The following is a 22,572-nucleotide window of genomic DNA, read 5'->3' as shown; positions in this document are numbered from 1 at the left end:
TGACCTGCGGCATCGCGAGTATCTTCCGGGCGATGAGCGAGGACTGGCGCGGTGAGACCGTCGACAAGGTGCGTTCCCTGATCCTGTCGGCCGAGCCCGACATGGCCGAGGAGGCCAAGTGGCGCAAACCGTCGAACCCCGACGGCGTGCCCACGTTCTCCTGCGACGGCCTGGTCTGCACGGTGGAGACCTACAAGGACAAGGTGAAGCTGACCTTCGCCCAAGGCGCGTCGCTGGACGACCCGGCTGGGCTGTTCAACGCCAGCCTGGACGCGGGCACCCGCCGGGCCATCGACCTCCGCGAGAGCGACCCGCTGGACGAGGGCGCCTTTGTCACGCTGGTGCGCGAGGCGGTCGCCCACAACCAGGCGTGAGGCTCAGCGGCGCAGCTCGGTGTTGAGGCGCGCGGCCTGCCGGGTGAGGTGGTCACGCTCGACGACGTTGCTGGCCTGGGTGGCGGCCTTGCCGTAGAGCGCTAGCCCTTCCGGTCGACCTTCTCGACGGCGGCCACGGCCGCGGCGGCGACTTCCTTGGCGAAGACGCCGTCGGGGTCTCGGTTGCCCAGGAGGCCGGCCAGTGCGGTCTCAACGGCCTGCAGGCGCCTGGAGTGCCTGCTCCAGATCAGGGCGGCGAGCTCCTCAGCCTCGACGGGTTCGAAGTTCTCGCAGACGCGATCACCGTCCAGGTAGATGGACACGCGGTCGTCGTCGTCCTCGGGGTGACGCTCAGTCAGGATCTTCATGATTGCGGGATCAGCTCCTCATGCTGGCGAACGTGACTGGGGTTGTCGTCCCGTGATGTGGAAACAGGCTACGGCCTCGAGGTCAGCCCGCGTCCAAGCGAAGTCGTCCCGTCCAGTCGACCGCCATCCATCGGCCATGAAGTCCTGTCGAACGGGCGATCAGTAATCGGGTGCCGTCCCTCGCCGCCATACCGAACATGGGGCCCTCCGGAGTTGCGAGCGCCTGGCTACCCGTGTCCTAGCATTGGCCCCTGGTTAGCGACTAGATTCAGGCTCAGGCGTGTAGCACCTTCGCTTTCGTTGCCACAGCTAGGCCAAAGTCGGACGCGTACTTGCCGTGGTCTCTGACGAGCGCCCGAAGAAACGCATCGCTGCGGTTGCCCCGAAGCATCCGTTCAAGCAGGAGAAGCTCAAAGGCGGCCCCTTCGAGCCACGCGACCTCCTTGGTGTAGCCCACCGCAGCACGGGCGCCGGTGCGCTTGACGAAATCAGTCAGTTGCTTCGGCTCGCCGGCGAGGGTGAGACACGAGCCGAAATAGATGATCCGACCTTCGGCGCGGCCGGCGATCTGCTCTGCAATTTCTTCGATCTCAACCGAAGCTTCACCCCCCAAGCCGATCCCACCTGAACTGCCGTGAGACGCGAGGTAAAGCACGTCGTAGCTCGCATAACGACGTTGGCACCACTTGTCGAGGTAGTAGTCAAACTCCTCACGGGTAGCAACGTCGCGGTGGATAGACCGGGCGTGACCAAGCCGCTCCAACAGATCCAGAAGTGGCAGGACGGAATCCCTGCGCCGTAGGTCGCCGTCCCACTCGCCTTCGAGACAAAAGATTCCGGGAAGTACGGCCATGCGACTCGGCTCCATGTTCTGTTGGTTGGGGCTTTACGCTAACGCACCGTTCCGATCGATTGGTACCGAAACGGTCGAGTTCCGACCAAGTCGGCTTAGTTGACGATCCGCATGAGGCAGTAGCCCTCCAACTAGCCGGCCGAACCTTGCTACGGCCCACGCAAGTGGTCGGCGGCCGGCAGCACGGCCACCATGGAGGGACGCCCCCGCCAGCAGAGAGGTCCACCCATGGAGACCGTGATCCTGAACGACGGTGTCGAGATGCCGATCCTCGGCTTCGGCGTCTACCAGGTCCCGCCCGAGGACACCGAGGAGGTCGTGGCCACCGCGCTGGACGTCGGCTACCGCCACATCGACACGGCCGCGGCGTACGGCAACGAGGAGGCCGTGGGACGGGCCATCGCCACGAGCGGCGTGCCCCGCGATCAGCTGTTCGTCACCACCAAGATGTGGGTGCAGGACAAGGGGCAGGACTACGCCACGCAGCTGTTTGAGGAGTCCCGCACCAAGCTCGGCCTGGACTACCTCGACCTCTACCTCATCCACCAGCCCTACGGCGACTACTACAGCTCCTGGCGGGCGATGGAGCGGCTGCACGCCGACGGCGCCATCCGGGCCATCGGCGTCTCCAACTTCTACCCCGACCGCCTCGTCGACCTGATCAACCACAACGAGATCCCGCCGGCGGTCAACCAGATCGAGACGCACCCGTTCTTCCAGCGCAACCCCGACCAGGAGCTGATGGAGTCCAACGGGGTGCAGATGGAGTCGTGGGGTCCCTTCGCCGAGGGCCGCAACCACCTCTTCACCGACCCCACCCTCACCGAGATCGCCTCCGCCACTGGCAAGTCGGTGGCGCAGGTGGTGCTGCGGTGGCTCATCCAGCGCGAGGTGGTGGTCATCCCCAAGTCGGTGCGGCGCGAGCGGATGGTGGAGAACTTCGACGTGTTCGGCTTCGAGCTGACCCCGGAGCAGATGGACCAGGTGGCCACCCTGGACAAGGGCACCTCGGCGTTCTTCGACCACCGCGACCCCGAGTGGGTCAGCCGCATCGGCGGCGGCCGCAGCTGACCCGAGCGGTGCTGACGTGACCGGCCTCGACGTCACCGTGGTGCTCGGTGCGTCGGTCCTGGCCGGCGCCGTGCTGGCCCCCCGGCTGCGCGTGCCTGCACCGCTGTTCCTGGTGATCCTCGGGCTGCTGCTCGGCTTCGTCCCGCGGCTGCGGCAGATCGAGCTGCCGCCGGAGGTGATGCTGCTGCTGTTCCTGCCGGTGATGCTGTTTTGGGAGAGCCTGACGACGTCGCTGCGCTCGATCCGGCGCGACCTGCGCGGCATCGTCCTCATGAGCACCCTCGCGGTGGTGGCCACCGCCTTCGGGTGGCCGGCATCGCCTCCGCCCTGGGCATGCCCTGGCCCAGTGCGCTCATCCTCGGAGCCGCGCTCGCCCCACCCGATGCCACCGCCGTGGCCGCGCTGGGGCGCACCCTGCCGCGTCGTGACTTCCAGATTCTCAAGGCGGAGAGCTTGACCAACGACGGCACTGCGCTGGTGGTCTACGCCCTGGCCGTGGGGGTCGCGGTCGGTGGGCACTACACGGCGCTGGACGTGACCGGCCGGGTGCTGCTCTCCTACCTGGGCGGCGTCGCGGTGGGGGCGGCGGTGGCCGGGGTGGCGGACCTGGTGATGCGGCCGCTGCGCGAGGCGCCGGCCATCAACCTGGCGCTGCTGCTGGTGCCGTTCGTGGCCTACCTGCTGGCCGAGCAGGTCGAGGCGTCCGGGGTGCTCGCCGTGGTGGTGGCCGGGCTCATCATCGCCTTCCACACCAACCGGCTGAGCACGGCAGCATCGCGCCGCCAGACGGAGTCGGCCTGGCCGCTGGGCTCCTACGTGCTCAACGGGACGCTGTTCGTGCTCATCGGCCTGGAGGTGCAGGCGGTGGCGCGCTACCTGCAGCCCACTGACGTGGCGCGGCTGCTGCTCACCGTGGTGGTCGTCTGGCTCGGGCTGCTGGTGATCCGCTTCGCCTTCATCACCACCTCCGTGATGCTCATCCGGCTGCTCGACCGCCGCCCCTCGCAGCGGCTGCGACGCCGGACCTACCGCTCCCGGGTGGTCTCGGCGGTGGCCGGCTTCCGGGGGGCGGTGTCGCTGGCCATCGCGCTGTCGGTGCCGGTGACGATGAACGACGGACAACCGCTGGCGGCGCGCGAGGAGATCATCTTCGTCACCGCCGGCGTGGTGGTGCTGACGTTGCTGGTGCAGGGCCCGTTGCTGCCGGTGGTGGTCCGCTGGGCCCGGCTGCCCCAGGACGACGCCGGCGGCGAGCTGCGGCTGGCCGAGTACGCGATCGCCGCCACCGCCGTGGCCGCACTGCCCACCGTGATCGCCACGCACGGCGCCAGCGAGGCGGTGCGGGCGCGGCTGGCCCACGACTACCAGCACCAGCTGCACCAGGCCTCAGGCGAGCAGGACGGTGGGGCGCTCGACGGCGCCGAGGTTCTGCCCGGTGCTCATCAGCTGCCGCTCGAGCACGACGAGGAGTACACGCGGCTGCGCCTGGCGCTCATGGAGCACAAGCGCGAGGAGCTCAACCGGCTGCGCCACAGCGGCACCATCGACGACTCGGTGGCGCTGCGCGTGCAGACCCGCCTGGACATCGAGGAGCTGCGGCTGACCGGCATCGACCCGCTGGACTAGCGGTTGGCTCAGGCCCACCAGGGTGTGACCGCGACGCCGTCGAGCGTGGCGAGCTGCAGCTCGGTCGCGCCGGGATCGACCAGCGCCGACACCGGCTCGGTGGCGCCGGGTGGCTCCAGCAGGCACGGGGTGGGGCCGTCGCTGCTGCAGGGGAACCACAGCCCCGCACACTGCAGCACCGTGCCTGCGCGCACGATCTTCACCGCCGGCCCGTGCGCCCCCACGGCGGCGCGCAGCCGCCAGGGGTGGTGGTGCCACCACCGCAGCAGCGAGCCGTCGCGGCACTCGATGAGCACGTGGTCGCCGTCAAAGCCCACCACCGTCGCCCAGCGGCCACGCGAGCGGTACTGCCGCGCCATGATCCAGTGCGGCTGGTGTCCGCTGCGGTACGTCCGGCACGGTCCCACGCCTGGCAGCTCGACGTTGCGCATCGCCGTCATCTCCGATCCCATCCTTGGCCGCGCCGGGTGCGCGGCCCTGTTCTTCCTGCGGAAGCACCCCGGGGGAGAGGGTTGCTGGACAGCCAGCCGCAGGGCTTGGCGCTGTCGCTCGGGAACGGGCTGAACTGTACTGCCGAACGCCGACACAGTGCCGACTTACATGAGCAGCGGTGGGGGAGTGCCGCACACTTCCCACCGGCCTGAGCGGGGAATACCTGTTCTCCGTGCCGAGTTGTCCGCACCATGACCACCATCGGTTTCATCGGCAGCGGCAACATCGGCAGCAACCTCGCGCGACTGGCTCTCACGCGCGGCTACGACGTGGTGCTCAGCAACAGTCGCGGCCCGGAGACGCTGCAGGACCTGGTCGGCACCTTCGGCCCCGGGGCCTGCGCGGCCACCCCGGAGGAGGCCGCCGCGGCCAGCGACCTCGTGGTGGTCACCGTCCCGCTCAAGAGCTACCAGCAGGTGCCGGTGGAGCCGCTGCGCGGCAAGGTCGTCATCGACACCAACAACTACTACCCGCAGCGCGACGGGCAGATCGCCGAGCTGGACGACGAGTCCACCACCGTCTCCGAGCTGCTCCAGGCGCACCTGCCCGACTCGCAGGTGGTCAAGGCGTTCAACAACATCTACTTCGACTTCATCGGCACGCTGGCCCGCCCCGCCGGCAACCCCGGGCGCAGCGCGCTGGCCATCGCCGGCGACGACGCCGGGGCCAAGCAGACCGTCACCGAGCTGCTCGACCAGCTGGGCTACGACGCCCTGGACGCCGGCCCGCTCGCCGAGGGCTGGCGCTACCAGCGCGACACCCCCGCCTACGCCGCCTACTTCGACACCACGGCCGAGAGCCAGACACCCCGGGCGCGTCAGGCGACCGCCGGGCAGCTGCGCGAGCTGCTGGCCCAGGCGAAGCGCTACCGCGACATGTGAGCCCCAGCCAGCCGGGCTAGGAGGAGTCGGCGCTCTTGGTGGCGTCGTCGACGATCCGAGCGGCGATGATGTGCAGCTTCACGTTCTGCTCCTGGGACAGCCGCGAGATGAGGTCGAAGGCAGCCTTGGCGTCCAGCGTGAACCGCTCCATCACGACCCCCTTGGCCTGGCCGATGATGTCGCGGTTGACCAGTGCGTTGGTGAGCGTGCGCTCCTGGCGTGCCCCGGCGATGGCCACCGCAGCATGGGTCGCGAAGATCAGGCCGGTCGCGATCGACTCCTCGGTGAACGCCGACGGTTGCGAGGAGTACAGGTTGAGCACTCCGAGGTTGTCACCCTCGACGTAGAGCTGGAAGCACAGCATCGAGGCGATCCCGGCCGCGCGGCCGGCCGCCACGAAGGCCGGCCACCGGTCCTCGTCGGCGAGGTCGGCGATGTGCAGGGTCTCTTGCTCGTAGATCGCGGTGAGGCAGGGTCCCTCGCCCAGCTCCGTCTGCATCTCGTCCATCCGCCGGGCCAGCTCGTCGGTCGTCGCCTTGGGCAGCACGACCTTGCGGTCCACGACTGTGCTGATGGTTCCGTGCTCGGCGCCGACCACAGACGAGAGCACCGCGGTGAGCACCGCGTCCAAGGTGTCGTCCTCGCTGCCGTGGTCACGGTGCAGCGTTCGGGCAAGCTCGCCCATCACGGTGCTGAACTTCTCCGCCTCCCGGTGTACCGCAGTAGGAGTCCGATCGTTACCGTCCGTGGGCACAGCCATGGAGTGGACCTCTCCTTCGGAAGCTCGGCGCTGGTCACGGCACTGGGCCAGGGGCACTGTGCATGGTAGGGCATCACGTGGACATATCGGGCTAGCTAGTTGACAGGCGCGCTGGGGCACGCTAACTCATTCCGCTCAATCACCTTGCTTGACTGTAGTACTGGCACGAGCGGTGCGCTGGGCGCTGCGGCTGGGCGGTCTAGGGGACCACCACGGCGCGGCCGGTGATCGAGCCCGCGCGCAGGTCCTCATAGGCCTGTGGCGCCTGGTCGATGCCGTAGGTGGTGGTGTGGATCTGGATCTGGCCCCGCCGGGCCATCTCCACCAGCTCCATCAGCTCCTTGCGCCGGCCCCACAGCGAGGTGGACACCGAGATGTTGTACGGCGCACTGGTGAGACCGATCTTGGCGCCGCCGTTGCCGGCCCCCACGATCACCACCGACGACGCCACCCCGGCGCAGGCCACGGCCAGCTCCCCGGTGACGTCGGCGCCCACGAAGTCCAGCACCACGTTGGCACCGCGGCCGCCGGTGAGCTCGCGGATCTTCACTGCCGCCTCCGGGTTGGACTGAAAGGCCTCGTGTGCGCCCTGCTCCCGGGCGAAGGCCAGCTTCTCCTCACCCACGTCCAGGGCCACCACCCGCGAGGCGGTGAGCGTGCGGAGCAGCTGGATGGCCACGTGGCCGAGCCCGCCCGCGCCGATCACCACCACCGTGGAGCCGCCCACCAGCTGGTGCTGCACGCTCTTGATCGCCTGGTAGGGCGTGAGCGCGGCGTCGGTGAGCGAGGCCGCACGCACCGGGTCGAGGTCGCCGATAGGAACCAGGTGGCGCACGGAGTCGACGACCATGTACTCCGCCATGGCCCCGTCGTGGCCGAGGCCCGGTGAGGTCATCCCGTTGAGGCAGAGGTTCTCGTAGCCCTCGGCGCACATCTCGCACACCCCGCAGCCCCAGCAGCCGTAGACGATGACGGAGTCCCCGACGGCCACGCCCTCCACTCCCTCGCCGAGCGCGGCCACCGTGCCGGCGGGCTCGTGGCCCAGCGTCATCGGCATGGGATAGGGGTAGGTCTCCTGCGGCCACGCCATGACGAACTCGTCGGAGTGGCACAACCCGGACGCGGTGATCTTGAGCAGGATCTCCCCGGAGGCGGGGGTTGGCTCGTCGACGTCGACCAGCTCGGGGCGGCAACCGAAGCTGCGGTACTGCACGGCCTTCATGGGCTCTCCTCTGCGCGTGGCTCTTCGGAGAGTCGTGACCGGCCGCGACCGGCAGGACCCACCCTCCATGGTCCACGCGCAGCGACCGAGGCCGACGGCTGCCGGACCGGCTCGACGCAAGCCGGCCGCGGACAGGGCAGAGTGTGCGGGTGGCCGGGACGTCCTGACCGCTTCCGCTGGCGGCAACGCCCCTCTCGAGCAAACCCCTGGAGCGCCGCAGTGACCTTCACCGAGTCCACCGACGTCGCTGCGCCGGTGTCGGTGGTCCGGCGCTGGGCGTCGCTGGCCGTCCTGTCGGCAAGCCTGCTCGTCGTCACCATGGACCTCACCGTCCTCAACGTGGCCCTGCCCGACCTGGCCGCCGACCTGCGCCCCACCGCCAACGAGCAGCTGTGGATCGTGGACATCTACTCGCTGGTGCTGGCCGGGCTGCTGATCTCCATGAGCGGCCTGGCCGACCGGTGGGGCCGCAAGGCCGTGCTGCTGGGCGGCTTCGTGGTCTTCGGCGCGGCCTCGGCGGTGGTGCTGCTGGTGGATTCCTCCGCCGAGCTCATCGCCGCCCGAGCCGCGCTCGGCGTCGGCGGGGCGATGATCATGCCCACCACGCTCTCGCTGCTGCGGTCCGTCTTCACCGACCCCGCCGAGCGCGCCACCGCACTCGGCGTGTGGGCGGGGGTGTCCTCCATCGGCGCTGCCGTCGGCCCCATCGTCGGCGGCGCGCTGCTGGAGCACTTCAGCTGGCACGCCGCGTTCCTGGTCAACGTGCCGCTGATGGTGGTGGCCCTGGTGGCCGGCTGGCTGATCCTGCCCGAGGCCCGCGTGCCCAACCCGGGGCGCTGGGACTTCGTCGCCACCGTGCTGTCCGTTGGCGGGATGGTCGCGCTGATCTGGGGCATCAAGCACTTCGCCAAGGAGACCAGCCTGCTGGCCCCCGCCGGTTGGGCCGCGCTGCTCGCTGCCGTCGTGCTGCTCACCGTGTTCGTCCGCCGCTGCCTGCGCCAGGACGAGCCGCTGCTGGACGTGCGGCTGTTCACCCGCCGCCCCTTCACCGCCGGCGTGGTCGCCGCGCTCGGAGCCATGCTGGCCATCGCCGCGCTGCTGCTGCTGCTCGCACAGTGGCTGCAGCTGGTGCAGGGCCAGAGCCCGCTGCAGTCGGGCGTGCACCTGCTGCCCATCGCCGGTGGCGGGCTGGTCGCCTCGGTGGCGGCTCCGGTGCTGGCCCGCTGGATCGGGGCGCGCACGGTGCTGGCCGTCGGCGTGGCCATCGCCGGGGTGGGTTGCCTGCTCATCTACCTGGTGCCCGGCGAGCTCACCTACACCACCGCCGCCATCGCCATGGCGCTCACCGGCGCCGGTGCCGGGTCGCTGGCCATCGGCTCGGCCATGATCATGGCCGGCACCCCGCCGGAGAAGGCGGGCAACGCCGCCGCCATCGAGGAGACCGCCTACGACCTGGGCAACGTGCTCGGCGTCGCCCTGCTGGGCAGCATCGCCGCGGTGATCTACCGCAACCACCTGGACGTCGGGGCGCTGGCCGAGCAGGGCGTACCGGCGGAGCTGGTGACCGCTGCGGAGGACTCCCTGGGCGGAGCCGCCGCCGTGGCCACCCAGGCGCAGCTGCCGGAGCTGGCCGCGCAGGCCAGGGTGGCGTTCACCGACGCGCTCGCCGACACCAGCCTGGTGGCCGGCGTGTTCATGCTGGTGGTCAGCGTCGTCGTCTTCGCCACTGCGCCCAAGGGGCTGGACATCACCAAGCAGGAGCACTAGCCCCACCCGGTGGCCTGCACGGGATACGTTGCCGCACATGAGCACACCCCTGGTGACCACGACCCGTGAGGGCCGGACGCTGGTGATCCGGCTGGACCGGGAGGCCAAGCGCAACGCCCTCAACCCCGACGTCACCGCCGGGCTGGACGCCGCCCTCAACGAGCTGGACGACGACCCGCAGCTGTGGTGCGGCGTGCTCACCGGCGGCCCCGCGGTGTTCTCCGCCGGCGCCGACTTGGCCACCGGACCGGGTGAGCCCACCGAGCGCGGTGGCATCGCCGGGCTCATCACCCGCCGCCGGGTGAAGCCGCTGATCGCCGCCGTGGAGGGCCTGGCCCTGGGCGGGGGCATGGAGCTGGTGTTCTGCTGCGACCTGGTGGTGGCCTCGCGCACCGCTGCCTTCGGCCTGCCGGAGGTCAAGCGTGGCCTGGTGCCCGACTTCGGCGGCGCGTTCCGGGCGGCGCACCTGCTGCCGGCCAACGTGGCCCGCGAGCTGCTGCTCACCGGCGCCACCCTGGACGCCGAGCGCGCCGAGCGGCTGGGCTTCGTCAACCGGCTCACCGCACCGGGGGAGGCGCTGGCCACCGCGCTGGCGCTGGCCGAGGAGATCAACCGCAACGCGCCGCTGGCCGTGCGGGAGGCGCTGCGCCTGGGCGGCGAAGAGATCAGCGGTGACGAGACGGCGTCCTGGCAGCGCAGCAACGCCGCGCACGCCCGGCTGCTGGCCTCGGCCGACGTCAAGGAGGGCATCGCCGCGTTCTTCGAGCGGCGCGACCCGGACTGGTCCGGCCGCTGAGCGAACCCGGTCAGCGGGGCAGGAACAGGTCCCGCCGCGCCATGGTGCTGGACACCGCCGCCGCGGCGGCCCGGACGGCGTCCACGTGCGCCTCCGGGCGAAACCGCGACGTGGGGCCGGTGACGCTGATCGCCGCCACCGGCCGCTCGTCCGCGCCCAGCACGGGGGCGGCCACGCACTGCAGCCCCACCGCCGACTCCTCGTGCTCAAAGGCCACCCCGCGCTCCACCACCGCGTCCAGCTGGCGCAGCAGCAGTCCCGGCGCCACCACGGTGTGCGGGGTGCGCCGCTCCAGCCGCCCGCTGAGCACCGCCCGCCGCAGCTCGGGCTCCGCGTGCGCCAGCAGCACCTTGCCGATGGCCGTGCAGTGCAACGGCATCCGACCGCCGTGCCGGGACGGCGTGGCGGCCTGGCGGTGCCCGCCGATCTTGGCGACGTAGACCACCTCCCGGCCCTCCGGCACCCCCAGGTGCACCGTCTCGTGGGTGCGCTCGTAGAGGTCCTGCAGGAACGGCATGGCCACCTCCAGCAGGCTGCGCTCCACCGACGCCCGCAGGCCCAGCTCGAACAGCCCGCCGCTGAGCCGGTAGCCGGCGCTGCTCCCGCTCACCCGGTCCAGCAGCCGGGTGGCCACCAGCTCACCGGCCAGGCGGTGCACCGTGGCCTTGTGCAGCCCGGTGCGCCGGACCAGCTCAGCCAGGCTGAGCACCTGGTCGTCCGGGGTGAAGGCGCGCAGGATGGCCACCGCCTTGCCCAGCACGGTGTTCAGGTCTCCGGTTCCCGCCGACTGGTGCACCGACGGGTCCACCGCTGGGTCCACCACCGCGCCCTCCTCGGCCGACTTTCGCCCACCGTATCGCTGAGCGAGACGAAGGGGTGGTCTGTGCCCGCTGGGTGGCGCAGAGTGGCCGGTGAACCAGAACCTGTCGAGAGTGGAGCACCACCATCAGCCAGTACCAAGTTCCGACCGGGCCCGCCGAGGCGCCCAGCACGGACATCGCCGCCGAGACGGTCGCCGCCGCTGCGGACCGCCTGGTGCAGGCGCACTTCAGCGGAGTGGCCTGCGCCCCCGTCCGCGACCTGATCGGCCGCGACGACGTCGCCGCCGCCTACCAGGTGCAGGAGCAGCTCAACGCCGCCCGCACCGACCGCGGCGCCCGGGTCATCGGCCGCAAGATCGGGGCCACGTCGGAGGCTGTGCAGACCCAGCTCGGGGTCGACCAGCCCGACTTCGGGGTGCTCTTCGACGACATGGGCTTCGCCGACGGCGAGGAGATCCCCATCAACCGGCTGATCCAGCCCAAGGCCGAGGCCGAGGTCGCCTTCGTGCTCAGCGAGGACCTCGCCGAGGGGCCGCTGGACGTCGCCCAGGTGCGCGGCGCCATCGCCTACGCCGTCGCCGCGCTGGAGATCGTGGACAGCCGCATCACCAACTGGGACATCTCCTTCGGCGACACCGTGGCCGACAACGCCTCCTCCGGCCTCTACGTGCTGGGCTCCGAGCACCGCACGCTCGCAGAGGTGGAGCCGGTGGACGTCACCATGTCCATGAGCATCGACGGCGAGGAGGTCTCCACCGGCAACGGCGCGGCCTGCCTGGGCGACCCGCTCACCGCAGTGGCGTGGCTGGCCCACCAGGCCCGCACCTTCGGCGAGCCGCTGCGCGCCGGCCAGGTCATCCTCTCCGGTGCCCTCGGCCCCATGCGGCCGGTCGCCGCGGGGTCCGTCGTCACCGCCACCATCTCCGGCCTGGGCACCGTCACCGCCCGGTTCGGCAACCAGTCCACCACCGAGGAGAACCACTGATGAGCGAGAAGAAGACCAAGGTCGCCATCATCGGGTCGGGCAACATCGGCACCGACCTGATGATCAAGGTGATGCGGCACTCCCAGCACCTGGAGATGGGCGCGATGGTCGGCATCGACCCCGACTCCGACGGCCTGGCCCGCGCCAAGCGGATGAAGGTCCCCACCACCCACGAGGGCGTCGACGGCCTCATGGCGATGGACAACTTCGACGAGATCGAGATCGTCTTCGACGCCACCTCGGCCAAGGCGCACGTCGCCAACGACGCCAAGCTGCGTCCGCTGGGCAAGCGGATGATCGACCTCACCCCGGCGGCCATCGGCCCGTTCCTGGTGCCGGCGGTCAACATCGACGAGCACATCGACGAGCCGAACGTGAACATGGTGACCTGCGGCGGGCAGGCGACCATCCCGATCGTCGCCGCCGTCTCCCGCGTGGTCCCGGTGGAGTACGCCGAGATCGTCGCCTCCATCGCGTCCAAGTCGGCCGGTCCGGGCACTCGCGCCAACATCGACGAGTTCACCGAGACCACCTCGCACGCCATCGTCAAGGTCGGCAAGGCCAAGCGCGGCAAGGCGATCATCATCCTCAACCCGGCCGAGCCGCCGCTGATCATGCGCGACACCGTGTTCTGCCTGGTCTCCGCGCCGGACGAGTCGGTGCACGAGCAGATCCGCGCCTCCATCGAGAAGATGGTCGGCGACGTCGCCGCCTACGTGCCCGGCTACCGCCTCAAGCAGAAGGTGCAGATCTCGGAGATCCCGGCCGACCAGCCGGTGGAGACGCTGCTCGCCGAGGGTGAGACCGACCGGCCCACCCACCAGGTGTCGGTGTTCCTCGAGGTCGAGGGCGCCGCGCACTACCTCCCGGCCTACGCCGGCAACCTCGACATCATGACCTCGGCCGGCGTTCAGGTCGCCGAGCGGATCGCGCAGAAGAAGGAGACCGCTCGATGAGCGCCGACCAGAGCACCTCCGACCAGCCCGCGGGCGCCGAGATCTTCGTCCAGGACGTCACCCTGCGCGACGGCATGCACGCCGTGCGGCACCGCATCAAGCCCTCCGACGTCAAGCGGATCGTCTCCGCCCTCGAGGCGGCCGGCGTGGACGCCATCGAGGTGGCCCACGGCGACGGCCTGGCCGGCGGCTCGGTGAACTACGGCCCCGGGTCCAACACCGACTGGGAGTGGATCGAGGCCGCTGCCGAGGTGATCGACAAGGCCCGGCTCACCACCCTGCTGCTGCCCGGCGTCGGCACCATCGAGGAGCTCAAGCACGCCTACAGCCTGGGGGTGCGCTCGGTGCGGGTGGCCACCCACTGCACCGAGGCCGACGTCTCGGCGCAGCACATCGCCACCGCCCGCGAGATGGGCATGGACGTCTCCGGCTTCCTGATGATGAGCCACATGGCCCCCGCCGAGGAGCTGGCCAAGCAGGCCAAGCTGATGGAGTCCTACGGCGCGCACTGCGTGTACGTCACCGACTCCGGTGGCCGGCTCACCCTCAAGGGCGTCGAGGAGCGCGTGCAGGCCTACCGCGAGGTGCTCGACGCCGGCACCGAGATCGGCATCCACGCGCACGAGAACCTCTCGCTGTCGGTGGCCAACTCCGTGGTGGCCGTGGAGAACGGCGTCTACCGGGTGGACGCCTCGCTGGCCGGGCACGGCGCCGGGGCGGGCAACTGCCCCATCGAGGCGTTCATCGCCGTGGCCGACATCTACGGCTACCAGCACCGCTGCGACGTCTTCGCGCTGCAGGACGCCGCCGACGACATCGTCCGTCCGCTGCAGGACCGGCCGGTGCGGGTGGACCGCGAGACGCTGACCCTGGGCTACGCCGGGGTGTACTCCAGCTTCCTGCGCCACGCCGAGACCGCGTCGGAGCGCTACGGCATCGACGTGCGCACCATCCTGATGGAGGCCGGCCGGCGCCGGCTGGTCGGCGGCCAGGAAGACATGATCGTGGACATCGCGCTCAACCTCTCCGCAGAGCGCGACGCCCAGGCCAGCTGACCCACTCGCTCGACCCCGCACCACGCCGCACCGGAGCTTCTCGGTGCGGCGTGGTGTGCGTCGTGGACGGGCTCGCCCCTGCCCGTCGCGCTGCACGGCGGGCAGGGGATGCTGGGGGCGTGCAACTCTCCCAGCCTGAGCTGACCGCGGCCCTGACCGGCGCCGCCAAGACGGTGCTGGCCAGCCAGCGCAAGGACGTCCGGCGCGGCAAGGTCGACGTCGACACCGCGTGGGAGGAGATCGAGCCCTACCGGCGCTTCCAGCTGCTGGAGTCGCTGGGGGAGCAGCTGCTGCCGGTGCTTGCCGCGCTGCCCGAGGTCCCCGTGCCGGTGGGCACGCGTCCGTCGTGGACCACCGCTCAGGTGACCGACGCCGTGGAGGGCTTGTTCACCGAGGACGTGGGCCGGCTGCGCCGCAGGGTGCTGGTGCGGGCCCGCGTGGCCCTGGTGCAGGCCGCCGTGGCCAACCTCCCGCCGCGGCCGGACCCGAAGTGGCTCGACGACCTCCAGCGCTAGCCCAGCACCACTGCTTCTTCCATTGTTTTAGGCACGCAATGGTGAGCGCTGACCGAGACAATTAAGCACTCTACGTAGTAAAAAACTGCGCTGCGTTTCCGCATCGGTACAAATACTCCTTTGTGCCGCGCGCCGGTTCGATCTCTCGTATTGTTCGGCGACCGAGGGGTTTTGAACCGCAGGGGGTGGAGCGTGGAAACACAAGACGCAATGGTGAGCCGACGGCGATTCGTCGCCGGAATGGCGGCGACCGGTGCGGCGCTGACCAGCGTGGGATGGATCTTCTCCGGCGCGGAGGCCGCCGCGTACCCGCTGGAGCCGGCAGTGCGGGACACCACCAACGCCATTCTCGCGTTCGTGGTGCCGGGCAACGACCGGTACTCCCAGCACCAGGGCATGGCCACCGATCGCCCCGGAGGGGTCACCCCGGGCACGGCGGCCTCGCTCGAGCTGACCTTCAACGAGGCCATCCCCGAGCCGATCAAGGGGCTGCTCGGGATCGAGGAGACCGGGTCGATCGCCATCGCCGCGCTGGTCAACCTGTTCACGGTGACGGCGTTTCCCCAGTCCATCCACGGACCGTTCGCCGCGCCCTTCGCCAACCTGAGCCACCAGGCCAAGGCGCACGTGTTCGAGCTGCTGGACACCGACCCGCGGCTGCCGGGGCTGCCCATCGAGTTCGCCATCAACGCCATCCCCACGCTGGCCGCCTTCGCGGCGTTCTCGGAGCACTCGGCGTTCGACCGCCAGCGCCGCGTCCTCACCGGCCGTCCGGTGGGGTGGGAGCTGACCAAGTACCGGGGCGTGAGCAACGGTCGCAACGAATTTCTCGGCTACTACCGCGGCGTCGACCGCGTGGAGGACTGACATGACCGACGTGATCGTCATCGGCTCCGGCGGCGGCGGCCCCGTGGTGGCCAAGGAGCTCGCCGCTCGCGGGCTCGACGTGCTGGTGATCGAGGCCGGGCCGCGCTACGCCGACCCGGAGAAGGAGTGGACGCACTTCGAGGACGACGCCAACAACCCCATCACCGGGTTCCTCCGACAGGGCCCGGGCGACCGGTCCAAGGGACCCTGGCTGCGGGACCTCCCGCAGAACTCCTGGGTGTGGCAGGTGGCCGCAGTGGGTGGCACCACGCTGCACTTCTTCGGCAACTCACCCCGCGCGGCCCCTGGGGCGTTCCTCGGCTACGACGGCGCCGACCGCGACATGTACGATACTGCTCACCTGTTTCCCTTCGGGTACGAGGAGCTGCGCCGCTACTACGAGTGGGTGGAAGCCACCCTCCCCGTCCAGACCGCACCCATGGGCGCGAAGGAGGAGATCTTCCTGCGCGGCGCCGCCGCCATCGGGCTGCCGCACCAGACCACCCTGGACACCACCGGCCCGTCCCACCGCGCCCAGCAGAACGCGATCCTGCAGCCCGGGGGCACCGCGGGACGCACCGACGACGACGCGCGGCTGCACTACCCCGAGGCGCAGGGGTGCACCATGTGCGGTCACTGCTACCAGGGCTGCTACCTGCCGCTCGGGGCACCACGCAACCTCAAGGCCCGGCGCTCGACCGACAACTCCTACGTCCCGATGATGCTCACCGCCGACGCGTGGTCACCGACCGGCAAGCCGGTCACCCTGGTGACCGACGCCATGGTCACCCAGATCCTCTCGCACGACGTCTGGGGCCAGCGCACCGCGCACGGCGTCCGGTTCCGCACCACCGACGGGGTGTTCCACGAGGCGCAGGCGAAGGTGGTGGTGCTGGCAGCAGGCGCCCTCGAGTCGCCCCGGCTGTGGTTCAACTCCGGACTGCCCAACCCCAACGACTGGGTGGGCCGGGGCCTGACCGACCACCACCTGGACGGCGTGGCCGGGGTGTTCGACGAGTACACCGGCCAGACCGGGGGAGCCGGGTCCAACGCCCGGGTCGACCTGCCCGGGTACGGGGGGATCGAGCAGGTGGCGCTGCCGCCCGCGCTGCAGGCGTACTCGGCGAACTACAGCGACTCCGGCATCCACGGCTACGGCCGGGCCGGTGGTGTGGTCGGCTCGGCCGGGGCAGACACGATGGGCCGGCTCGTCGGCCACGACCTGCTCAACACCCTCTCCGACGCCGACCGCACGCTGTGGGCGCTGGTGATCACCGATGACGACGTCGAGCCCGGCAACCGGGTGACGGTGCCCGGGTTCCTGCCCCCGGACGACGGCGGTTGGGTCCCGCGACTCACCATCAACCACCGCGCCCGCTCGGCCCGCACTCGGCGCAACCGCGAGCACTGCACGCGGACGGCCGTCGAGCTGATGCGGGCCGCCGGGGCCAAGTCGGTGCACCGCTCCGACTGGCCGCCGCTGATCCTGCACGTGCAGTCGAGCATGCGCATGGGGATCAGCCACCAGGACTCCGTGCTGGACTCCGACGCCGAGGCCCGCTGGGTGAAGAGCCTCTACATCACCGACAACTCGGCCCTGGCGAACAGCCTCGGTGGTCCCAACCCCACCCTGACCACGCAGGCCATCGCCACCCGCACGGCGGAGAAGATCTTCGCCAAGCACTTCGGCGGCGACTCGTGGGTGGGCAAGGAGAACCCGGTCTCCTCGATCGACGACCGGGTCACCCAGGCGGTGGTGCAGCGGGGGATCTGACTCGGCGCCGCGGTCACCTTCCTGCGCCGCACGGGCGTCAGCGCAGGAAGGTGACCGCCTGGTCGAGCTCGGCGCGGTCGGTGCGGAAGGAGTTGGCCGGGTGCGCAGGATCGGCGTAGCCGAACGACACTGCGCACACCACCGAGCGGTCGTCACCGAGGCCGAGGAAGTCGTGCACGAAGTCGGAGTACAGCGCGATGGCGGCCTGGGCGATGGTGGCCACCCCGAGGCTCTGGGCCACGGTGAGCAGGGTGGCGACGTAGCCGCCGCAGTCCACGGCGCCGTAGGTGCCGAGCGCGCGGGGGCTGCTGATCACCGCCACGTGCGGGGCGCCAAAGAACCGGAAGTTCTCCGCGCCCTGGCGCATCCGGCCCTCCGGGTCGTCCCGGCCGATGCCCATGGCCTGGTACAGCCCGAACCCGGCGCTGCGGCGGCGCTCCAGGTAGGCGCCCTCGTAGCTCGCCGGCGGCTCCAGGTCGGGCTGCTGCGGGTGGGTGGCAGCCCACTCGGCGATGCCCTTGGCGAAGCGGCTGGTCTGCTCCCCGGAGCAGACGTGCACCTGCCAGGCCTGGGAGTTGCACCACGAGGCCGTGCGCTGGGCGCGGGTGAACATCGTCCGCATGGTCTCCTCGGGGACCTCCTCCGGCAGGAACCCGCGGCAGCTGTACCGGGCCGCGAGCACGTCGGCGACGGCATCGGCAGTATGTCGATCAGTCATGTGCTGAGTATGAGTGGCCGCCGCCGGCCAGGGGACGGGCGCTGCCTCCCAGTGAGACTGGTCAGGGGACGACGCGGACCTTGAGGGCCTCGCGGTTGGCCATGGCCGCGTAGCCCGTGGCGATCTCCGCCAGCGGCAGCTGTGCGTCGAAGACCCGGCCGGGGTCGATGGCGCCCTCGATGATGTCGGGCATGAGGGTGTTGATGTAGGCCCGGGCCGGGGCCACGCCGCCGGAGAGTGTGATGTTGCGGGCCATGGTGCCAAAGCCCATCGGCACCTCGGTGTACTGCGCGGCCCCCCACCCGCCCCACGGCACCGCCGTCGCGCACCGCGTCCAGGGCCATCCCCAGCGACTCCGCCGTGCCCACGCATTCCAGCACCGCGTGGGTGCCGTCGCCGCCGGTCAGCTCCCGCACCAGCGCCACGCCCTCCTCGCCGCGCTCGGCCACCACGTCGGTCGCGCCGAGCTCGCGGCCCAGGGCGGTGCGGTCGGGGTGGCGGCCCATCAGGATGATCCGCTCCGCGCCGAGGCGCCTGGCCGCGAGCACCGCGCACAGCCCGACCGCGCCGTCCCCGATGACGGTGACCTGGGTGCGCGGGCCCACCCGGGCCGAGACCGCCGCGTGGTGGCCGGTGCAGAGCACGTCGGACAGCGTGAGCAGGGACGGCATCAGCGCGGAGTCGGCGGCCACGGGCAGGCGCACCAGGGTGCCCTGGGCCTGCGGGCAGCGCACCGCCTCGCCCTGCCCACCGTCGCGGTGGTGACCCCAGTTGCCGCCGTGCCGGCACGAGGTCTGCAGGTTCTCCCGGCAGAAGTCGCAGGTGTTGTCCGCCCACATGAACGGGGCGACCACCAGGTCACCGCGCCGCAGCTCCAGCACCTCGGCGCCGACGTCGGCCACCACGCCGATGAACTCGTGTCCCATGCGCCGGCCGTGGTCGGTGCGGGGCAGCGAGCGGTAGGGCCACAGGTCGCTGCCGCAGATGCAGGAGTGCGCCACCTGCACCACCGCGTCGGTGGGTTCCTTGATCGACGAGTCGGGGACGTGCTCCACGCGGACGTCGCCGGCGCCGTACATCAGGGTTGCGCGCACGAGCGGCTCCTCTCGGGTGCGGCTCACACCGAGAGTACGACGAGCCGAGCGGCGGCGCCGTGCACCTGCGCCACCCCGGCCGACCGCGGCGCACCGGAGCGAACACGCCTGGGGCCAGCGGAGATCGTGCCGCCGTTAGGCTAGCCTCACGCGGTGTCTCCTCCTGCCACTGCCGGGGCCCTGCTCCGCCGCGCGGTGCACCGCAACCGCCGCCCGCTCGCCGGCTCGGTCGCCCTGATCGCGGTGTGGCAGGTCTGCGAGGTCTTCGTCCCCGTCCTCATCGGCGTGGTCATCGACGCTGCTGTGGCCACCGGCGACGTGTCCCGCGCCCTGCTGTGGGGTGCCGTCCTCTGTGTGCACTTCGGGGTGCTCAGCACCTCCTACCGGCTGGGCTCGCGGATCGGCTTCCGGGCCACGCAGACTGAGGGGCACCGCCTGCGCACGGAGGTCTCCGCGCACGTGCTCGACGACCGGGGCGCGCGCACCGAGCAGCCGCCCGGCGACCTGCTCAGCGTCGCCACCGCCGACGCGGACATGGCCAGCGGGGTGCTGCAGCAGGTGACCTACGCCGTGGCCGCGGTGCTGGGGCTGGTGGTCACCGCGGTGGTGCTGGCCAGCATCGACCCGGTCCTGGCGGTGGTGGTGCTGGTGGGGGTCCCGCTGGTGCTGGCCTGCACCCAGCTGCTGGCCCCCGCCCTGGCCCGGCGCAGCGAGGTGCGCCAGGCCGCGTCCGGGCGGGCCATCGGCGTGGCCACCGACCTGGTGCAGGGGCTGCGCCCGCTCAAGGGCATCAGCGCCGAGGGCACCGCGCTGGCCCGCTACCAGCGGCAGAGCCGCGAGGCCGCGGGCGCCGCCGTCTCCGCCGCCCGCTGGGAGGGCGTGCTCTACGGCGTCACCGCCGGGCTCAGCGGCATCTTCCTGGCCGTGGTGGCCCTGCTGGCCGGTACCCGGGCCCTGGACGGCGAGCTGGGCGTCGGCGAGCTGATCGCCGTGGTGGGGCTGGCCCAGTTCATCGCCGAGCCGATGCGCACGCTGGCCTACCTGGTCGCCCAGGTCGCCAAGTCGAAGGCCTCGGCCGGTCGGATCGTGGCCGTGCTGGCGAGCCCGCACCTGGTGGTGTTCGGCGACCAGCCCGACGCCGACGGCCCGCTCGAGCTGCAGGAGGTGCACCACGGCCCGCTGCAGGCGCTGAGCCTGGTGGCCCGGCCCGGCGAGATCGTGGGCGTGGTGGCCGAGGACCCCGCCGACGCGGTGGCCATGATGACCCTGCTGCGCGGCGAGGCGGTGCCCGAGCGCGGCAGCGTGTGCCTGGGCGGGCAGCGGCTGACCGACCTGGACGCCACGGCGGTGCGGCGGCGGCTGCTGGTCGCCGACCACCACGTCGACCTCTTCGAGGGAACCTTGGGCTCCAACGTCGACCCGCTGGGTCGCCTCGACCCCGAGCAGCTGCGCGAGGTGCTCACCGCCTCGGCGGCCGACGACGTGGTGGACCACGCCCCGCTCGGCCTGGCCGAGCCGGTGGCCGTGGGCGGGACCACGCTCTCCGGCGGGCAGCGCCAGCGGCTGGGCCTGGCCCGCGCCCTGGCCGGCGACGCCGACGTGCTGGTGCTGCACGACCCCACCACCGCGGTGGACGCCGTCACCGAGCTGCGCATCGGGCAGGCGCTGCGGGCGGTGCGCGCCGGGCGGACCACCGTGGTGCTCACCAGCAGCCCGGCCCTGCTCAGCCAGGCCGACCGGGTGCTGCACGTGCGCGGGGGCCGGGTGGTCGCCACCGGCACCCACCCCGAGCTCGTCCACCAGCAGGCCTACCGGCAGGCGGTGCTGCGATGAGCGGCACGCTGCTGCCGATCGCCTCCGGGCGCGAGGCCTGGCGACTGGCCCGCGGGCTGCTCACCCAGCGCCGCGCCGCCCTGGTGGCCTGCCTGCTCGCCTTCGCCGCGGGTGGGCTGGCGGGGCTGGTCGGGCCGGTGCAGCTGGGTCGCATCGTGGACCTGGTCTCCTCCGGCGGCACCTCCGGGCAGCTGTCCGTCGCCGTGGCCTGGATCGCCGGCGCCGGGGTGGCCACCGGGGTGACCACTTGGCTGTCCAGCCTGCTGCTGGCCCGGGTGGCCGAGCCGGCCCTGGCCGAGCTGCGCGAGGAGGCCCTGGACCGCGCGCTGCGGCTGGACAGCGCGACGCTGGAGGAGGCGGGCTCGGGTGACCTGCTCTCCCGCATCGGCGACGACGTCCGGCTGGTGGCCGACTCCCTCACCACCGCGATCCCGCTGCTGGTCACCTCGGTGGTGGCCATCGTGTTCACCGCGGGCGGGCTGTTCACCCTGGACTGGCGCCTCGGGCTCGCCGGCCTGGCCATCCTGCCGTTCTACGCACTGGGGCTGCGCTGGTACCTGCCCCGCTCCGGGCCGTACTACCGGCGCGAGCGCGTCGCCAACGGGGAGCGGGCCGAGGCGTTCCTCACCGGCATGCACGCCAGCCGCACCCTGCGCGCCTTCGGCATCGCCGAGGCCCACCAGCAGAAGGTGGACGCGGCCTCCTGGCGGTCGGTGCAGATCTCCGTGGACGTCTACCGGCTGCTCACCCGCTTCGGCGCGCGCACCAACCGCTCCGAGCTGATCGGGCTGCTGCTGGTGCTGGGGACCGGGTTCGTGCTGGTGCGGGGCGGCTGGGGCACCGTGGGTGCGGCCACCGCGGCCGCGCTGTTCTTCCACCGCCTGTTCAACCCGATCGCCGCGGTGATCATGCTCTTCGACCAGGTGCAGTCGGCGGGAGCGTCGCTGACCCGGGTGGTGGGCCTGGCGCAGCTGCCCCCGCCGGCCGTCCGTGCGGGCCTGCTGGCCCCGGCGGACAGCACCGTCACCGTGCACCAGCTCGGCCACAGCTACACCCCGGGCCGGGCCGTGCTCGCCGACGTCACCCTCACCGTGCCCGCCGGCCAGCGAGTGGCCGTGGTGGGTGCGACCGGAGCGGGCAAGACCACCCTGGGTGCTGCGGTCGCGGGCCGGCTGCAGCCCACCTCGGGAGAGATCCGGGTGGGCGGCGTGCCGCTGGCGCAGGTGCAGCCGGTGGACGGCCGTCCGACCGTGGCCCTGGTGAGCCAGGAGGTGCACGTCTTCACCGGCACCCTGCGCGACAACCTCACCCTGGCCGCCCCGGCCGCCGGCGACGAGCAGGTGTCGGCCGCGCTGGCCGAGGTGGGGGCCACCGGATGGGTGGCGGCGCTGCCGAGCGGGCTGGACGCCGTGGTGGGCGACGGCGCCGCGGTGCTCACCCCCGCCCAGGCCCAGCAGGTGGCGCTGGCCCGGGTGGTGCTGGCCGACCCGCTGGTGGTGGTGCTGGACGAGGCCACCGCCGAGGCCGGCTCGGTGGGCGCCCGTGACCTGGAGCAGGCCGCGCTGGCCGCCACCCGCGGACGCACCTCGCTGACCATCGCCCACCGCCTGACCCAGGCCGTCTCGGCCGACCAGGTGGTGGTGCTCGACGACGGCCGGGTGGTGGAGACCGGCACCCACGCCGAGCTGGTGGAGGCCGGCGGGCCCTACGCCATCCTGTGGAAGGCGTGGTCGGGCACCTAGGC

The 22,572-nt window shown here is 71.6% G+C and carries 22 protein-coding genes, 2 pseudogenes and 1 riboswitch; of the genes and pseudogenes, 15 read left to right on the top strand and 9 right to left on the bottom strand.

All coding sequences use genetic code 11. From position 1 onward, the window contains the following. Positions 1 to 32: 32 nt before the first annotated feature. On the top strand, positions 33 to 374 hold the full coding sequence (locus tag ELX43_RS18045; RefSeq protein ID WP_127783644.1) for a DUF1801 domain-containing protein: 342 nt from the start codon (positions 33 to 35) through the stop codon (positions 372 to 374). Positions 375 to 377: 3 nt separating this feature from the next. Here the strand turns inward: ELX43_RS18045 and ELX43_RS18040 are convergent. The 3 genes and pseudogenes from ELX43_RS18040 to ELX43_RS12080 form a co-directional block, all read right to left on the bottom strand. Then, positions 378 to 500: pseudogene (locus ELX43_RS18040) on the bottom strand (RNA polymerase subunit sigma-24); the annotation flags it as partial. Next, positions 476 to 742: a hypothetical protein gene (locus ELX43_RS12085; protein ID WP_127783643.1), complete on the bottom strand. Its 267-nt coding sequence runs from the start codon at positions 740 to 742 to the stop codon at positions 476 to 478. The pseudogene ELX43_RS18040 and the gene ELX43_RS12085, both read right to left, overlap by 25 nt. A 274-nt stretch (positions 743 to 1,016) precedes the next feature. Beyond that, positions 1,017 to 1,595, bottom strand: a complete 579-nt coding sequence (locus ELX43_RS12080) for a DUF6642 family protein (protein ID WP_127783642.1) — start codon at positions 1,593 to 1,595, stop codon at positions 1,017 to 1,019. A 228-nt stretch (positions 1,596 to 1,823) separates the two neighbouring features. On the opposite strand from ELX43_RS12080, the gene ELX43_RS12075 reads away from it, so the two are divergent. From ELX43_RS12075 to ELX43_RS12070, 3 genes are read left to right on the top strand one after another with little or no spacing between them, the layout of a single operon-like run. After that, positions 1,824 to 2,666, top strand: coding sequence for an aldo/keto reductase (locus ELX43_RS12075; protein WP_127783641.1), 843 nt, complete (start codon positions 1,824 to 1,826; stop codon positions 2,664 to 2,666). A 16-nt stretch (positions 2,667 to 2,682) separates the two neighbouring features. Beyond that, a complete protein-coding gene (locus tag ELX43_RS18235) occupies positions 2,683 to 3,123 on the top strand; it encodes a cation:proton antiporter (protein ID WP_206518011.1) in 441 nt (146 codons plus the stop codon). Then, entirely contained in the window at positions 3,021 to 4,292 is a 1,272-nt protein-coding gene (locus ELX43_RS12070; RefSeq protein WP_277601730.1) for a cation:proton antiporter, read from the top strand. The genes ELX43_RS18235 and ELX43_RS12070 overlap by 103 nt, the downstream gene beginning before the upstream one ends. A gap of 8 nt (positions 4,293 to 4,300) precedes the next feature. Here the strand turns inward: ELX43_RS12070 and ELX43_RS12065 are convergent, their stop codons facing one another. Further along, complete coding sequence (locus ELX43_RS12065) at positions 4,301 to 4,732, bottom strand: hypothetical protein (protein ID WP_127783640.1); 432 nt, start codon at positions 4,730 to 4,732, stop codon at positions 4,301 to 4,303. 5 nt (positions 4,733 to 4,737) lie between these two features. Next, a riboswitch (SAM riboswitch) is annotated at positions 4,738 to 4,849 on the bottom strand. Between the two features lie 126 nt (positions 4,850 to 4,975). Between ELX43_RS12065 and ELX43_RS12060 the strand changes: the two genes are divergently transcribed. Next, complete coding sequence (locus ELX43_RS12060; RefSeq protein ID WP_127783639.1) at positions 4,976 to 5,665, top strand: NADPH-dependent F420 reductase; 690 nt, start codon at positions 4,976 to 4,978, stop codon at positions 5,663 to 5,665. Positions 5,666 to 5,681: 16 nt separating this feature from the next. On the opposite strand, the gene ELX43_RS12055 is transcribed toward ELX43_RS12060, so the two are convergent. Both ELX43_RS12055 and ELX43_RS12050 read right to left on the bottom strand, forming a co-directional pair. After that, positions 5,682 to 6,350, bottom strand: a complete 669-nt coding sequence (locus ELX43_RS12055; protein ID WP_164860648.1) for a GAF and ANTAR domain-containing protein — start codon at positions 6,348 to 6,350, stop codon at positions 5,682 to 5,684. A 274-nt stretch (positions 6,351 to 6,624) separates the two neighbouring features. Beyond that, on the bottom strand, positions 6,625 to 7,647 hold the full coding sequence (locus tag ELX43_RS12050) for an NAD(P)-dependent alcohol dehydrogenase (RefSeq protein WP_127783637.1): 1,023 nt from the start codon (positions 7,645 to 7,647) through the stop codon (positions 6,625 to 6,627). 219 nt (positions 7,648 to 7,866) lie between these two features. Between ELX43_RS12050 and ELX43_RS12045 the strand changes: the two genes are divergently transcribed. Continuing rightward, positions 7,867 to 9,414 (top strand): MFS transporter, encoded by a 1,548-nt coding sequence (locus ELX43_RS12045; protein WP_241248931.1) that lies wholly within the window; start codon positions 7,867 to 7,869, stop codon positions 9,412 to 9,414. 37 nt (positions 9,415 to 9,451) lie between these two features. After that, on the top strand, positions 9,452 to 10,210 hold the full coding sequence (locus tag ELX43_RS12040) for an enoyl-CoA hydratase-related protein (protein ID WP_127783636.1): 759 nt from the start codon (positions 9,452 to 9,454) through the stop codon (positions 10,208 to 10,210). 10 nt (positions 10,211 to 10,220) lie between these two features. Here the strand turns inward: ELX43_RS12040 and ELX43_RS12035 are convergent, their stop codons facing one another. Next, on the bottom strand, positions 10,221 to 11,033 hold the full coding sequence (locus ELX43_RS12035; RefSeq protein WP_241248930.1) for an IclR family transcriptional regulator: 813 nt from the start codon (positions 11,031 to 11,033) through the stop codon (positions 10,221 to 10,223). 209 nt (positions 11,034 to 11,242) lie between these two features. Here ELX43_RS12035 and ELX43_RS12030 point away from each other — a divergent pair, with 209 nt between their 5' ends. The 6 genes from ELX43_RS12030 (at position 11,243) to ELX43_RS12005 (ending at position 17,183) form a co-directional block, all read left to right on the top strand. Continuing rightward, complete coding sequence (locus ELX43_RS12030) at positions 11,243 to 12,016, top strand: fumarylacetoacetate hydrolase family protein (RefSeq protein ID WP_277601729.1); 774 nt, start codon at positions 11,243 to 11,245, stop codon at positions 12,014 to 12,016. Next, the gene (locus ELX43_RS12025) at positions 12,016 to 12,972 is read left to right on the top strand and encodes an acetaldehyde dehydrogenase (acetylating) (RefSeq protein ID WP_127783634.1); all 957 of its coding nucleotides are present in this window, start codon (positions 12,016 to 12,018) and stop codon (positions 12,970 to 12,972) included. The genes ELX43_RS12030 and ELX43_RS12025 overlap by 1 nt, the downstream gene beginning before the upstream one ends. After that, entirely contained in the window at positions 12,969 to 14,027 is a 1,059-nt protein-coding gene (gene dmpG / locus ELX43_RS12020; protein ID WP_127783633.1) for a 4-hydroxy-2-oxovalerate aldolase, read from the top strand. The genes ELX43_RS12025 and dmpG overlap by 4 nt, the downstream gene beginning before the upstream one ends. 119 nt (positions 14,028 to 14,146) lie before the next feature. Next, positions 14,147 to 14,542 (top strand): hypothetical protein, encoded by a 396-nt coding sequence (locus ELX43_RS12015; protein WP_206518010.1) that lies wholly within the window; start codon positions 14,147 to 14,149, stop codon positions 14,540 to 14,542. Positions 14,543 to 14,755: 213 nt separating this feature from the next. Further along, positions 14,756 to 15,409, top strand: coding sequence for a hypothetical protein (locus ELX43_RS12010; protein WP_241248929.1), 654 nt, complete (start codon positions 14,756 to 14,758; stop codon positions 15,407 to 15,409). A 1-nt stretch (position 15,410) separates the two neighbouring features. Then, entirely contained in the window at positions 15,411 to 17,183 is a 1,773-nt protein-coding gene (locus tag ELX43_RS12005; protein WP_127783630.1) for a GMC family oxidoreductase N-terminal domain-containing protein, read from the top strand. A 37-nt stretch (positions 17,184 to 17,220) separates the two neighbouring features. Here ELX43_RS12005 and ELX43_RS12000 read toward each other — a convergent pair whose 3' ends face one another. Both ELX43_RS12000 and ELX43_RS11995 read right to left on the bottom strand, forming a co-directional pair. Continuing rightward, positions 17,221 to 17,901: a nitroreductase gene (locus ELX43_RS12000; protein WP_127783629.1), complete on the bottom strand. Its 681-nt coding sequence runs from the start codon at positions 17,899 to 17,901 to the stop codon at positions 17,221 to 17,223. 61 nt (positions 17,902 to 17,962) lie between these two features. After that, positions 17,963 to 18,995 (bottom strand): annotated as a pseudogene (locus ELX43_RS11995) (alcohol dehydrogenase catalytic domain-containing protein). Between the two features lie 153 nt (positions 18,996 to 19,148). Here ELX43_RS11995 and ELX43_RS11990 point away from each other — a divergent pair. Beyond that, positions 19,149 to 20,828, top strand: coding sequence for an ABC transporter ATP-binding protein (locus tag ELX43_RS11990; RefSeq protein ID WP_206518009.1), 1,680 nt, complete (start codon positions 19,149 to 19,151; stop codon positions 20,826 to 20,828). Beyond that, positions 20,825 to 22,570, top strand: coding sequence for an ABC transporter ATP-binding protein (locus ELX43_RS11985; RefSeq protein WP_127783628.1), 1,746 nt, complete (start codon positions 20,825 to 20,827; stop codon positions 22,568 to 22,570). Before ELX43_RS11990 ends, ELX43_RS11985 begins: the two co-directional genes overlap by 4 nt. Positions 22,571 to 22,572 lie beyond the last annotated feature (2 nt).

The organism is Rhodococcus sp. X156 (assembly GCF_004006015.1).
Lineage (GTDB): Bacteria > Actinomycetota > Actinomycetes > Mycobacteriales > Mycobacteriaceae > X156.
This window is presented reverse-complemented; position numbering and strand designations above follow the sequence as displayed.

Bases quoted from the DNA above. Each gene is read 5' to 3' on its own strand.
- ELX43_RS12075 (WP_127783641.1), top strand. From the start codon at position 1,824: ATGGAGACCGTGATCCTGAACGACGGTGTCGAGATGCCGATCCTCGGC.
- ELX43_RS12060 (WP_127783639.1), top strand. From the start codon at position 4,976: ATGACCACCATCGGTTTCATCGGCAGCGGCAACATCGGCAGCAACCTC.
- ELX43_RS12025 (WP_127783634.1), top strand. From the start codon at position 12,016: ATGAGCGAGAAGAAGACCAAGGTCGCCATCATCGGGTCGGGCAACATC.
- ELX43_RS12040 (WP_127783636.1), top strand. From the start codon at position 9,452: ATGAGCACACCCCTGGTGACCACGACCCGTGAGGGCCGGACGCTGGTG.
- ELX43_RS12085 (WP_127783643.1), bottom strand. From the start codon at position 742: ATGAAGATCCTGACTGAGCGTCACCCCGAGGACGACGACGACCGCGTG.
- ELX43_RS11985 (WP_127783628.1), top strand. From the start codon at position 20,825: ATGAGCGGCACGCTGCTGCCGATCGCCTCCGGGCGCGAGGCCTGGCGA.
- ELX43_RS18045 (WP_127783644.1), top strand. From the start codon at position 33: ATGAGCGAGGACTGGCGCGGTGAGACCGTCGACAAGGTGCGTTCCCTG.
- ELX43_RS12065 (WP_127783640.1), bottom strand. From the start codon at position 4,732: ATGACGGCGATGCGCAACGTCGAGCTGCCAGGCGTGGGACCGTGCCGG.
- ELX43_RS12000 (WP_127783629.1), bottom strand. From the start codon at position 17,901: ATGACTGATCGACATACTGCCGATGCCGTCGCCGACGTGCTCGCGGCC.
- ELX43_RS12080 (WP_127783642.1), bottom strand. From the start codon at position 1,595: ATGGCCGTACTTCCCGGAATCTTTTGTCTCGAAGGCGAGTGGGACGGC.
- ELX43_RS12050 (WP_127783637.1), bottom strand. From the start codon at position 7,647: ATGAAGGCCGTGCAGTACCGCAGCTTCGGTTGCCGCCCCGAGCTGGTC.
- ELX43_RS12055 (WP_164860648.1), bottom strand. From the start codon at position 6,350: ATGGGCGAGCTTGCCCGAACGCTGCACCGTGACCACGGCAGCGAGGAC.
- dmpG (WP_127783633.1), top strand. From the start codon at position 12,969: ATGAGCGCCGACCAGAGCACCTCCGACCAGCCCGCGGGCGCCGAGATC.
- ELX43_RS12005 (WP_127783630.1), top strand. From the start codon at position 15,411: ATGACCGACGTGATCGTCATCGGCTCCGGCGGCGGCGGCCCCGTGGTG.